The organism is Stenotrophomonas sp. NPDC077420 (genome assembly GCF_044543385.1).
Classification (GTDB): Bacteria; Pseudomonadota; Gammaproteobacteria; order Xanthomonadales; family Xanthomonadaceae; genus Stenotrophomonas.
The window spans coordinates 110,139-121,914 of sequence record NZ_JBITVZ010000015.1 but is presented as its reverse complement, the minus strand read 5'-3'; the positions used below and the strand labels follow the sequence as shown (position 1 = coordinate 121,914).

General features: G+C 64.6%; 10 protein-coding genes and 1 pseudogene. 5 read left to right on the top strand and 6 right to left on the bottom strand.

The features are described 5' to 3' along the window. Positions 1-89 precede the first annotated feature (89 nt). The 4 genes from ACIGII_RS14965 to rimK form a co-directional block, all read right to left on the bottom strand. The gene (locus ACIGII_RS14965) at positions 90-1,454 is read right to left on the bottom strand and encodes a sensor histidine kinase (protein ID WP_399639106.1); all 1,365 of its coding nucleotides are present in this window, start codon (positions 1,452-1,454) and stop codon (positions 90-92) included. Then, positions 1,417-2,094, bottom strand: a complete 678-nt coding sequence (locus ACIGII_RS14960) for a response regulator transcription factor (protein WP_070207495.1) — start codon at positions 2,092-2,094, stop codon at positions 1,417-1,419. The genes ACIGII_RS14965 and ACIGII_RS14960 overlap by 38 nt, the downstream gene beginning before the upstream one ends. A gap of 8 nt (positions 2,095-2,102) precedes the next feature. Then, on the bottom strand, positions 2,103-2,576 hold the full coding sequence (locus ACIGII_RS14955; protein ID WP_399639108.1) for a hypothetical protein: 474 nt from the start codon (positions 2,574-2,576) through the stop codon (positions 2,103-2,105). A gap of 234 nt (positions 2,577-2,810) precedes the next feature. Then, complete coding sequence (rimK, locus tag ACIGII_RS14950) at positions 2,811-3,716, bottom strand: 30S ribosomal protein S6--L-glutamate ligase (RefSeq protein WP_399639110.1); 906 nt, start codon at positions 3,714-3,716, stop codon at positions 2,811-2,813. Positions 3,717-3,926: 210 nt separating this feature from the next. Here rimK and ACIGII_RS14945 point away from each other — a divergent pair, with 210 nt between their 5' ends. Beyond that, positions 3,927-4,706 (top strand): histidine phosphatase family protein, encoded by a 780-nt coding sequence (locus ACIGII_RS14945; protein ID WP_399639111.1) that lies wholly within the window; start codon positions 3,927-3,929, stop codon positions 4,704-4,706. Between the two features lies 1 nt (position 4,707). Then, the gene (locus ACIGII_RS14940; RefSeq protein ID WP_399639112.1) at positions 4,708-5,580 is read left to right on the top strand and encodes an NAD(P)H-hydrate dehydratase; all 873 of its coding nucleotides are present in this window, start codon (positions 4,708-4,710) and stop codon (positions 5,578-5,580) included. Between the two features lie 2 nt (positions 5,581-5,582). Here ACIGII_RS14940 and ACIGII_RS14935 read toward each other — a convergent pair whose 3' ends face one another. Continuing rightward, positions 5,583-5,942 carry a nuclear transport factor 2 family protein gene (locus ACIGII_RS14935; RefSeq protein ID WP_399639113.1) on the bottom strand — a complete coding sequence of 120 codons (360 nt, stop codon included), beginning with the start codon at positions 5,940-5,942 and terminating at the stop codon, positions 5,583-5,585. Positions 5,943-6,708: 766 nt separating this feature from the next. On the opposite strand from ACIGII_RS14935, the gene ACIGII_RS14930 reads away from it, so the two are divergent. Together ACIGII_RS14930 and ACIGII_RS14925 are read left to right on the top strand one after the other, a co-directional pair. Continuing rightward, positions 6,709-7,347 carry a DUF1629 domain-containing protein gene (locus ACIGII_RS14930; RefSeq protein ID WP_399639270.1) on the top strand — a complete coding sequence of 213 codons (639 nt, stop codon included), beginning with the start codon at positions 6,709-6,711 and terminating at the stop codon, positions 7,345-7,347. A gap of 37 nt (positions 7,348-7,384) precedes the next feature. Next, entirely contained in the window at positions 7,385-10,516 is a 3,132-nt protein-coding gene (locus ACIGII_RS14925) for an XVIPCD domain-containing protein (RefSeq protein ID WP_399639115.1), read from the top strand. Positions 10,517-10,717: 201 nt separating this feature from the next. Here the strand turns inward: ACIGII_RS14925 and ACIGII_RS14920 are convergent. Beyond that, positions 10,718-10,948 (bottom strand): annotated as a pseudogene (locus ACIGII_RS14920) (integrase); the annotation flags it as partial. 218 nt (positions 10,949-11,166) lie between these two features. Between ACIGII_RS14920 and ACIGII_RS14915 the strand changes: the two are divergent. Next, positions 11,167-11,742, top strand: a complete 576-nt coding sequence (locus ACIGII_RS14915; RefSeq protein WP_399639117.1) for a hypothetical protein — start codon at positions 11,167-11,169, stop codon at positions 11,740-11,742. Positions 11,743-11,776: the final 34 nt, after the last annotated feature.

Here is an 11,776-nt window from a genome sequence, read left to right as displayed (position 1 = left end):
GTTTGAAACGCCTTTCGTATTGGATCATGAACAAATTCCAGAGGTTGGATGGGCGTCCAACTTCTGGGGGTCAGTTCAATGGCGTGTCGCTACGCGGGGGAGAACGTCAGGGTGGCTATTACGCCCCTGCCCTCGCCTGGGCGCACGTTTACCTGCCAGCCGTACAGGTCGCACAGGCGGCTGACGATGGACAGGCCGATGCCGCCACCCTGCGAGTGGCCGGCATGGGTGCCGCGGTAGCCGCGCTGGAACAGCTTGGCCGCGTCTTCGGGGCTCAGGCCGGGGCCGCTGTCGATCACTTCCACCCGGTTGCCGGTGACCACTACCCGCACCGAGCCTTCCTGCGAGTACTTCACTGCGTTGCCGATCAGGTTGCCCAAGGCGACCGACAGGGCCGATTCCGGAGCGTCGATGACCAGTTCGCGATCGCCTTCCAGGATCAGTTCCAGCGGCTTGCCACCGAGCTGGGCGCGGTGGGCGTCCAGGAGCTGTTCGGCCACGCGGGCGACGTTGCTGCTGCCCTGGCCGCGCTCGTTGCGCGACAGCAGCAGCAGCGAGCCGATCAGGTCGGTGCACTGCTGTTCGGCACGCTGGATGCGCTGCAGGCGCTGCAGCACCTTCGGGTCCAGGTCGGGGCGGGTCAGCAGCAGCTCGGTGGCGCCGCGGATCACCGCCAAGGGGGTGCGCAGTTCGTGGCTGACGTCGGCATTGAACTCGCGATCGCGCTGGACCACTTCGGTCAGGCGCGCGGAATAGTCATCCAGGGCCTGGGCCAGCTGCCCTACTTCGTCGTCCGGGAACCGGGGCGCCAGCGGTTCAGGGTCGCTGGTGCCGCCGCGGTACGCACGCAGGCGCGCGGCCAGGTCTGAAACCGGCTTCATCACCTTGGACGCGGACCACCAGCCCAGCACCAGCGACAGCGCGCTGAACACCAGCACCGAGAAGAACAACGCGCGGTTCAACTGGCCTTCGCCGCGCAGGCTTTCGGTCATGTCGTAGGCGAGGAAGAACCAGGCCTCCGGCGTCTTGCGTACCGCCAGTTTGTAGGAGAAGGGCTTGTTCTCCTCGTCCATCCCGCTGACGTTGTAGTTGCCATTGGAGAACGCGGCCCATTCGGGGCGCTCCTCGCGGACCCGGTCGAATTTGTCGGCCGGGTATACGAACGCCCGGATCTGCTGCACCGGCAGGTCGGGGCTGCGCGACGGGTCCAGCTGGAACCGCCGCGCGTATTCGTCGATGTTGCGGTTCATCACGTCTTCGACGAGCTGGTTTTCCACGCGCGCGCGCGTCCAGTTCGTGGCGAACGCAAACAGCGTGGTCAGGCAGAAGCCCAACAGCACGAACGAGACGATGATGCGGCTGCGCAGCCGGCGCCGGTACGGCGCGCGGCGGCGGCTCCCCCTGTCGCTCACCGGATCAGACTTCCGGGGCGGCGATGCGGTATCCGATGCCATGGCGGGTCTGGATCAACGGCACCTCGAACGGCTTGTCCACCACGGCGCGCAGGCCGTGGATGTGCACGCGCAACGAATCGGAATCGGGCAGTTCTTCGCCCCATACGCGGGTTTCCAGCTCCTGGCGGGTCACCACCGCCGGTGCGGCTTCCATCAACGCCTGCAGGATCTTCAGGGCGGTGGGGTTGAGCTGCAGCAGCTTGCCCTGGCGGCGAACCTCCAGGGTGTCCAGGTTGTATTCCAGGTCACCGGTTTCCAGCACCCGGGTCTGCACGCCCTTGCCGCGACGCGACAGGGCGTTCAGACGTACTTCCACTTCCTGCAGCGCGAACGGCTTGATCAGGTAGTCGTCGGCACCGGAATCGAACCCGGCCAGCTTGTTGTCCAGCGAATCCCGTGCGGTCAGCATCAGCACCGGGGTCTGCTTGCGCGCTTCATTGCGAAGCTTGCGGCAGACTTCGATGCCGTCCATGCCCGGCAGATTGAGATCCAGCACGATCGCGTCGAACTCATGCACAACCGCCAGGTGCAGGCCGGTCACGCCGTCGGCGGCGAAGTCCACGGTGTGACCGCGGTCTTCGAGATAGTCGCCCAGGTTGGCGGCGATGTCGCTGTTGTCTTCAATTACAAGAATTCGCATGTGACCTCTTAGGGGATGATGTTGTGGCCCGTGCGCTGCGCGGTGCTCAGCTTGTGCTGTGCAGACGTCTTGTCGCGCTCGCGCTGGGCCACTGTCCTGCACTGCGTGGTTGCCCGGTGTGAGCCGGTCGACTTCTCGCGGGTGCAGATCAGGCGGCTATCTTCGCGCGCCTTCGTCAAAACGGTGTTCACAAGTTGTTGGTCGTTGTAGAGATCGGTCTTGGCGCCATCGCTGATGGTGGCCTGGTCAGGGTACTGGTCCAGCACGCCACGCATGCGGCCCAGCGCCTGGCGGACACGGCTGCGGTCTTCCAGGGTCAGCTCCGCGTAGGTCTCACCGTCATTCATTTCGACATCGATGCGGCTGATCTGCTCTGCCAGCGGCTTGCCGCGGGCAAACACTTCAGCCTGCGGCGCTGCGTGGGCCGTGCCCAGCGCCAGCACCAGAGCCGCAGTCCCGGCGGCCAGAATCATTCGCTTCATTGCAACCAATCCTTAGTTTCATGTGAATGGAATGCCGAATGTATCCCTGCGGGCTTCACCTCAGCAAGTGAGCCACGGCATGGATGGAAAAAGGCCCAGACGGATCCCGCCTGGGCCTGAAGTCATTCCCGATTACCGATATCTGCTGAGGAGGGCAGAGCTGCGGTTCGTGGAAGCCTACGCCGGGGGCGATTAAACGGGTGTTAAAACCCGGCCGGCCGCTCCAGGAAAATTTCAATGCTTTGATTTTACTTGCTTTTTTGCCAAAGCTACCTGTGCTTCCACCTGTTCGATGATGCGGCCGGCCAGATCGTCCTGGCTGATCCCCTCGATGCCCTCAAGGCCGGGCGTGGAGTTCACCTCCAGCACCAGTGGGCCGCGGCTGGAGCGGATCAGGTCGACCCCGGCAATGCCCAGCCCCAGCGCACGGGCCGAGCGCACCGCCACCTGCTGCTCGGCACGGCTGGCCTTGGCGGCCTGGGCGCTGCCGCCGGCATGCAGGTTGGAGCGGAAGTCGCCCTCCGGCGCCTGCCGCTGCATCGCGGCCACCACATGGTCCCCCACCACCAGGCAGCGCAGGTCCGCGCCCTGGGCCTCGCCGATGAACTCCTGCATGAGGAAGTTGGCATACAGCCCGCGCAGGGCTTCGACGATGCCGCGCGAGGCGCTGGCCTTTTCGGTCAGGATCACCCCCCTGCCCTGGGTGCCTTCATTGAGCTTCACCACGTGGGGCGGCGGGCCCAGCATGGACAGCAGGTCCACGGTGTCGTCGGGGTTGTCGCCGAACACCGTGACCGGCATGTCGATGCCCTTGGAGGCCAGGATCTGGTGGGCGCGCAGTTTGTCGCGGGCGCGCAGGATGGCGTCGGACGGATTGGGCGTGACCGCCCCCATCATTTCGAACTGGCGCAGCACGGCAGTGCCGTAGCGGGTGATGGAGGCACCGATGCGCGGGATCACCGCATCCACCCCGGTGATGGGCCGGCCCTTGTAGTGCAGGCTGAACCCGGTGGCGGAAATGCGCATGTAGCAGCGCAGCGGGTCCAGCACGCGCACGGTATGCCCGCGCGAACGCGCCGCGTCCACCAATCGCCGCGTGGAGTACAGCTTGCTGTTGCGGGAGAGGATGGCCAGTTTCATCGCGGCATGGGGGTGGGGAGAGCGCGAAGCATAGCGTGCAGCGGCCCTGCGCAGATGACGGCATCGCGACGTCCCGGCTGCCCGAACCATGGCCACCGCGAGCACGTACCGGCACGTGCACCCCGTCTTCACGATGCTACGCGCATGGCTAACACCTGCCCCTCTAGCGTGTCTTGAACGTCGCGACAGGGTCGCGTAGCCAGCCGGGAGATGCAGGTGGATCAGAAAAGCGCAATGGAGGGCGTCACGGCCCGATGGCCCGACCGGATCTGGGTGGTTCGCCACGGGCAGAGTGCAGGCAACGTGGCGCGTGACCATGCCGAAGCCGAAGGCATCACGCTGATCGAACTGGAGCACCGAGACGCCGATGTACCCCTGTCTGCGCTGGGGGAACGCCAATCGGCCGCGCTGGCGGACTGGGTTGCGAAGATGCCCGAGGAAGATCGCCCGACCGTCGTGCTGGTATCTCCCTATGTGCGGGCACGCCAGACCGCTGAAGCCGTTGCGGCTGTGCTGGGTCATCCACACAACGCGTTGGTCGTGGATGAGCGGTTGCGTGAAAAAGAATTCGGGGTGCTGGACCGATACACCTCCAGCGGTATCCGGGCGACCTTCCCTGAGTTGGCCGAGCAGCGCAAGCTGGTCGGAAAGTTCTATTTCAGGCCACCCGGTGGCGAAAGCTGGTGCGACGTGATCCTGCGCCTGCGCGGTGTGGTTGCCGACCTGCAGCGCAGCCATGTGGGAGCCAACGTCATGGTCGTGGGCCATCAGGTCATCGTGAACTGCATGCGGTATCTGCTGGAGGGACTGGATGAGCGCGCGATTCTGGATATCGACCGCGAAGGCGACGTGCCCAACTGCGGGGTGACCGAGTACCGGGCATCCGATGCCGGTGATGCGCTGGAACTGGTGACGACCAACTTCGTGCCGGCCGAGCTGGCGCAGGAGGGTCGCACCGGTGCGCCGGACACGCCCGCCGGAGCGCGCTGAGATGACGGCACCGGCCATCCGCGAGCTGACCCCTGCCGCGCTGCAGGCGATGCCGCTGCCGGCGCCGGGAACCAGCAAGGAGGATCGGGGGCGGTTGTGCGTCGTGGGCGGCTCCGTGCAGGTGCCCGGCGCGGCGCTGCTGGCCGCCGAGGCGGCGTTGCGCGCCGGGGCGGGCAAGCTGCAGATCGCGACGGTGCGTTCCTGTGCCACGGCGCTGGGCGTGGCGGTTCCCGAAGCGCTGGTGATCGGCCTGCCCGAGGACGCCACCGGCGAGATCGCGCCCGGCAGCCCTGCCCTGCAAGCCGCCCTGGACCAGTGCGACGCCGTCCTCGTCGGGCCGGGGATGCGCCCCACCCCGTTCCTGACCCGACTTACGGCACGGCTGCATCAGATGAAGGCGACCGTGGTGCTCGATGCGGGCGCGCTCAACGGTGGCGTGTGCGCCGGTGCGGGCGCGCCGTTCATCCTGACCCCTCACGCAGGCGAGATGGCGTTCATGTGTGGCGGGCGCAAGGAAGATGTGGAGCGCAGCCCGCTGGAGCACGCCATCAAGATGGCGCGAGCCACCTCCAGCGTAGTGGTGCTCAAGGGACCGCGCACGCTGATCGTTGGGCCGGATGGAGAGGCGTGGCTTCACGAGGGCGGTGGTCCTGGCCTTGGCACCTCCGGTTCCGGCGATGCACTCGCCGGACTCATCACAGGCTTCGCCGCGCGTGGCGCAACGCCGATGGAGGCTGCATTGTGGGGCGTGTGGACGCATGGCGAGGCCGGTCGGCTGCTTGCCGGGTCGGTCGGCCCATTGGGCTTCCTGGCCAGGGAGATTTCCCTGCAGGTGCCGGGAATCCTGCAACGGTTCAACTGCGAAGACCGTTAGGGTTACCGCGACTTCCCTGTAGGAACGACAAACGCGCGCAGTTCGGCCATCTTCCGGTTCCGGAACCGCCACACATCGCTGTAGGCAAACTCAGTTGGCTGACCATCGTCGCCATTGGCCACGATGGTGCCGAGCGCAACCACCGTGTCGTCTGCGGCAATGAGCTGATCTACCTTGAACTGCGGCGGGGTGGCGTAGGCACCCTTCATCCATTGCCGAACCGCCTCTTTGCCTTCCAGCGTGCCCTCGCCCACCGTCGTCCAGCGGATGTCGTCCGTGCAGTGGGAAAGGAATCCTTCATTGTCGCCCGCAACGATGGCCTCGTTGGCCTGCAGCAGGATGGACTTGTTGGTACCAGGCATGGGAGTGCTCCACCGATGGCGCAGGACGCCGACGGGTGAATGGTCACCGCTGACGGGTTAATGCGGTGCAAGGAGATTGATATCGCAGTGTCAGGGCCAACGCAGGAGCTCCTGTCGGCTCAGGTGACGTCGCGAAGGAATGGCACCACCAGTAGCTTGAGAGCAGCCTTGCCGGGCTCGTCAGGAACAGCGAAAAGATTGCGCTGGCTGCACGCGTGCAGTCCTGCACCAGGCTTACTTCCACAAGAAGTCGGCGCTGGCTTAGAAGAAGAAGATCCGAACCATCAAGCGCTACAAGTCGACTGTTGAACTGCCTACGTATCAACGAGGCAAGTTTGCTGCTCAGCTTTCGGACCCCAGCAAGTTCTACCCGTAAGCCCTGAAGCGGCCGAGCTGCGGCACCTCGGCCAGCTCAATCACCCGTGCCAGCGCCTCTTCGCTCCCTACCCTCAGCGCGTGACAGCTTGCGATGACCTTGAAAGAGGTCGTCGCACCCAACCTCGCTTCACGCCGATAGCTTTATGTCGCCTTTGGCCTACTCCGCAGGGGCGTCTCGATCCTCCAGCGTCAATCGGCGGGGGCACAGCGGACCAGGGAAGATACTGCAGGCGCTGACACGGCCGGGCATTCAGGTCCTAAGTCGCGCACGGTGATCCCCCTGCGCGCCACAGCTGGAAGTTTCGCAAACTCGCCCGCCATCTGCCGCTCGGGTTAACCTGTTCGGCACCGATGGCAGGCAGGCTCCCACATGGACAGGACCCAACGCGTGGAATCAACCATGCCCAATCAGCCCAAGTCTGGAGAGTTCTTCATCCTTGAAGCAGGGACCATCAATGGCCCCAGTTGCGGGGTGGTCTTTGAGAACCTAGGCACGTTGCTGTCCCCCCCGCGACTGATTCTACGGCCGGAGGACGGGGGGTTCCCGGCGCTGCGTGAAACTCCACGCCTGGTCTATTCCCCCAGCAAAGGACCCCCGCCGAAGGATCTGGAGCCCGGGTTCAGCGGCTACTGGCTGGTGTCCGAGCGGCTTCACCACGTCATGGCCTCGGTCGACCCCAACGCGTTCGCCTTTGCGGAAGTCGATTACCGCCTCGCAGATGGCAGCAAGGGGCCACGCCACTTCCTGTGCACTGTGGTGCAGGAGATCGACGCGCTGGATGAAGATGCATCAAAGCTCTTCATCGACACAACCGAAGAGTTCATCAACGGTAAGTTCTACGACCTGACCGGCGGTGCCAGCGTTACCTTCAAACGAGACCTCCTGGGTTCGGCACACGTATTCAAGACGCCTTACAACAGCACGATCTTCTGCGACCGTGTGTTCAAGGATGCCGCCGCTGGGGCAGGCATTGCGACCAATAGCGATGCCGACGGCATGTGGTTCATCGACGCCTCGAATATCTGACAGCCTAACAATCGGTGACTGGGAAGGTGCCTGAACCATGTCTCGCAAAGGACCTGTTTTTCAAGACCATCACGCCATTGAGCAGCAGACGCTGGACCGGAGTCCGCTACTCAAAACTATTTCAGATGCCGGGCATTTCAATATCCATGCCCCTGAGAACCGGATATTTCTCCCTACCGATCCAGCGTTTGCTCAGACTCTGAGCATCACACCACATAGTGGCGGCCCCATCGCGGACTACCAGGTGGGACTTCAGCAGCGCCTGCGGCGTCTGGAGCAAACACCGGATGGCGCCAGAGCGCTTGCCGGCGACCCAGACGCGCTGGCTCGGATTGCCGGGCGCGTGGACACGTTTCGAGACACCATACGGGCCGGCCTCATCAACGGCGACCTTTACACCAATGCGCCCTATGGCCTTCGTGCAGACGATATCCGTCCCACGGTCCAGAGCTTTTTCCACAACGAGCAGGGCTATGGACAGGGCAATGCAGCACAGCTGCAGCGGATGAAAGGTTTCGCACCGGTTGACAATGGCTGGGCCGGTGTCACCCACACCGAAGGTCGCGTCGTCAGCACGCTCCAACATATCCATACCATTCCCAACCCCCTGACGCGAGGCGGAGCGATAGAGCTACAGCGCCATGGGCTCTCCCTGGCAATCTCAAACGCTCACCACGACGGCCGTTTGAGTCTGTCTCAAGGCAGCATCCAGGTGGTAGAAAACACCCTCGGCGCGGAGGCAGCCTCGCCTCTTCGCGTTCCACGTGGTCAGCACGGCGCCGTGTCCATGGAACTACTCATGGGCGAGGCCTCGGCCCGGACCTTGGTCCGCTCCGGCGGCCTGCTGGCAACGGGCGCCGATGCGATCATGACCGCTCGCCGCTCCGCCGAGCTGCTGGAGCAGGGCAACACCACCGCCGCACAGTCGGAGGTCAACCACGCCATTGCCCGCAACGTGGGCGGATGGGCAGGTGGTGCTTCTACGGCGATGGCACTGGGCGGAAGTGGATTTGTGCCCGCAGCCGCAGTGGCTGCTGATGCACTGCTCCTGAGCAAGGCATTTGAGAGAGGCGCAGACCTGTTGGACAACCGCGCCATCTACCACCAGACCGACAAGGCAGGGGTGGACTGGCAGTTCAACGGGCGCAACTGGAAACGCCAAGCCGTTGTCGATCGCACGCCGGATGGACATACCGGCCCCGTCCAGCAGAGCGTCGTGGCCAGCTACGAGAAGTCCCAAGAGCTCGGTGCGATGGCCAGTGCAAAGGCGGTGGAACTGGCACTGGGCAACGCGCCCCCACCGCAGGACCCGTTCAAGATCCCCGCCCAGGCCAGCGACCGGCGCGGGCTGGACAACCAGGACTGGCGGCGCAATGCCGAGAGCCTACTGTGGGAGCGCCAAGTCAAATCAAGCGTGTCCGGCGCGAATGACCGGGGCTCCTACGAAACCCAGACCGCAGCCCCAGAGCGCGCCCAGCAGCTCAACCAGGAGGCGTTGGGCCGCATCGAGAGCAACATCGCCACCGGGCGCGAAGCCATTGCAGCGGCCTACCTGGAGAGCCGCGCCGCCCAACGCGCACAGGACCATGGTGTGGGCCTACCTGCGGCAGTGGGGGCGGCGCGTGCCAACAGCGACGTCGTGCTGGGCTCAGATAACCAGCGTTACCAGCGGAATGAAGCGGGCCAATGGGTGAGCCAGGTCGGGCTGGCCAGCGGCAACCTGGCCGTGGAGCTGGAACTGACCAACCAGATGCGCCAGCCTTCGCTGGAGCGCTCGCAGCAGGCGTTGGCGGACATCCAGGCATTGCCGGCGCCCACGGCCGCTCAATCGGAAAAGTACGAACTGCTGCACCGCTACCGAAGCGTCGGCGTCGATTTGAACGTGAACCCTGACACTCAGCTGGCCATCGGGCTGGCGACGCAGCGGACGCTGGAGTCCAACGGCATTACTGGCCGGACGATGCAGCAGTTGAAACCCGATGGGACGGACAAGCGCGGCTACGACAGCCCGATCATCCACTTCCAGACCGGGCCAGATGGGATCGCTCGCCAGGTCGCCACCACCAGCAGCGAAGAACTGCGGCAGGCACTGAATGAGGTGCGAGCCCAGCGCCATGAGCAGGCGCCGATTACAGATACCCCGGACCTGCGGATTGCTGCGCCGTCGCCGCAAGAACGCGAGGCGCATCAGCAGGCGGAAAGGGATGAGGCTCGAGCACCGCAGGTGGCAGTCGATGCGGATCGGCAACGTGATGCAACCCCTGCCTCCGATGCAGTGATGATGGCAGCAGCAACCGCTCCCGTTGGTGCTTCGCCGCCAGTAGCTCCGGAACGTCCCGAACGAAGCCATTCGTCCACTCAACGAGACGCACCACGACACGAACCGGAAGTGCGGCCGGCACCGGCAGCAGTAGATGATCGGCCCCAGCAGGATAGGCAAGCTGCTCAACCGGCTTCCCTGCAGCCCACGCCATCGGCGCACCATGAGCGCGATGTCCAGCCAGCGGGTGCCCAGAATCAGGACACCTCGCGGCAGCCCGTGGCGCCCTGCCCGCCCGAGCCGATCACACCGTCCTCGTCGCCATTGAACGGGCAGGCCCACTCCGCGCAGCACCCAGTCATCGAAGGTCGCCAGCATCCCAATCAGGCGGTGCCTGCCCAGCCGGCCGAGAACCTGCCGACCGCACCCGTAGTCCAGGCGCCGGCGCTCCCGGATCAGCATGCTACCCCGGCAGTGGCGATGACGCCGATGCAGGCCGGTCATCCCGACCATGCGCTTTACCAGCAGATACGCGAGCATGTGACCGCGCTGGATGCCAAGCACGGGCGTAGCTTCGATGCGACCAGCGAACGGATGACCGCCAGCCTGTTGGTCTTGGCCAAGGACAACGGGCTGGAGCGGGTGGACCATGTTTTGCTGAGCAATGCGACCCCCGAAAAAGACGCAGCGCACTACGTGTTCGTTGTCCAAGGCGAGCCGAGCAACCCGGCGCACCAACGAGGTGCCATGCCCACTGAGCAGGCCGCACAGACACCGGTGGAAGCGTCGATGCAGCAGTTCGAGGTAGTGAACCAAGAGCAACGCCTTCAAGCGCAGCGCTTGGAGCAGCAGCTGACGGAGGCGCGCGAGCAGCAGGGGAGCCAAGCACGCGGGATGAGCATGGGCTGAGATATGGGGGGCGCTGGCGTGCCGCGTTCCGGCTTCCAGATAGAGGAAAGTTCGACGTGCGCCGGCCAAGGCGCCTTCCGCACTCAGAAGAAGACCGTCAGACGTGCTGCTGTTCGGTGCCAGGATTCTCAGCCCGCCATTGCGCAACTGTCTTGCCCTTCAATTCCTGGGCCAAGTTGCTAGCGCACAGCGAGGTGCGGCAATCCCTTTCCGCATGGCATCGAATGCTGAGCATAGTGCCATCCCCATCATGGCCGCCACCAACTTGGCGTGGTCGCCGCGGCAAAGTCCCGGCGAGCGGACGAGGTAGCGCGTGCCGACCATTGCGCGGAGGACGGTCGGGACGAAAAAGCGTGCGTAGAGCCCAGCTGGGCGCGCCAGCAACAGGGGCTTGGGCATGATTGATACCTCGATTGATACCTCGGGGGGCATCGCTCGGGATCATCAGTTGGCCCGAATTGCCAGTTCAATCAGACAGTTGTTGATTGAGTGGTCTCGTGGAGCGGGTGAAGGGAACAAGCCCCAAACCCGCCTAACCCATTGATTCTGCACGAAAGTAGCAGGTCAGCGGGCTAGAAAACGATACCTGAAACGATACCTGCGGAGCCTAGCAGGGTTGTGGGTCGTCACTCAATCACCGGAGTGACGCCATGCACCGTTTTGCCCTTGGGACCCTTCTCGCTGCCGCCGTGTCGCTGCTCCCGCTCCCCGCGTCCGCAGCCCCGCCCCAGCCCGTTGGGGAGTTCGTCAGCGAACCGGGGGAAACCTTGGGCGACTTCATCCTCCGCATTGCCCCGTCGCTGGACCAGCACACCCGCGCGAGCGGCCACGAAGTCTGCGGCATGGTCGCGGCTGACAGCGAACGCTATGGCGTCCGCCTGGGGAGCACCAAAGGCGCAATGACCTGCTCAATGAGCCGGAGCAACGTGCCGGATGGGATGCGTGCCCTGAACGTCTCCATCCACTCCCACCCGCATACCCGCTCGGTCTTCCCCACCTCCGCCGACGTTTCGTTCTACGCCGAAAACCCGATGGTTTCGGGCCGAATGGTGAAGCGTGGCCGCCCTGAAAAAGTCGGCGGGGCATACTTCTCCAACGGCGATTACGCGGCAGGACCCGGGTATTTGGTCGCAGAAGGCCAGGTGCTTTACCAGGAGGGCAAGGGCACCGAACGCACCCTGGGCAACTTCACCGTGACCCCGGGCCTACTGGCGCAGACGAACTAACGCCAGAGGCAAGGCAACAAAAGAGCCCCGCAAT

Coding starts and splice junctions, on each gene's coding strand:
- ACIGII_RS14965 (WP_399639106.1), bottom strand. CDS start 1,454: ATGGCATCGGATACCGCATCGCCGCCCCGGAAGTCTGATCCGGTGAGC.
- ACIGII_RS14960 (WP_070207495.1), bottom strand. CDS start 2,094: ATGCGAATTCTTGTAATTGAAGACAACAGCGACATCGCCGCCAACCTG.
- ACIGII_RS14955 (WP_399639108.1), bottom strand. CDS start 2,576: ATGAAGCGAATGATTCTGGCCGCCGGGACTGCGGCTCTGGTGCTGGCG.
- rimK (WP_399639110.1), bottom strand. CDS start 3,716: ATGAAACTGGCCATCCTCTCCCGCAACAGCAAGCTGTACTCCACGCGG.
- ACIGII_RS14945 (WP_399639111.1), top strand. CDS start 3,927: ATGCAGGTGGATCAGAAAAGCGCAATGGAGGGCGTCACGGCCCGATGG.
- ACIGII_RS14940 (WP_399639112.1), top strand. CDS start 4,708: ATGACGGCACCGGCCATCCGCGAGCTGACCCCTGCCGCGCTGCAGGCG.
- ACIGII_RS14935 (WP_399639113.1), bottom strand. CDS start 5,942: ATGCCTGGTACCAACAAGTCCATCCTGCTGCAGGCCAACGAGGCCATC.
- ACIGII_RS14925 (WP_399639115.1), top strand. CDS start 7,385: ATGTCTCGCAAAGGACCTGTTTTTCAAGACCATCACGCCATTGAGCAG.
- ACIGII_RS14915 (WP_399639117.1), top strand. CDS start 11,167: ATGCACCGTTTTGCCCTTGGGACCCTTCTCGCTGCCGCCGTGTCGCTG.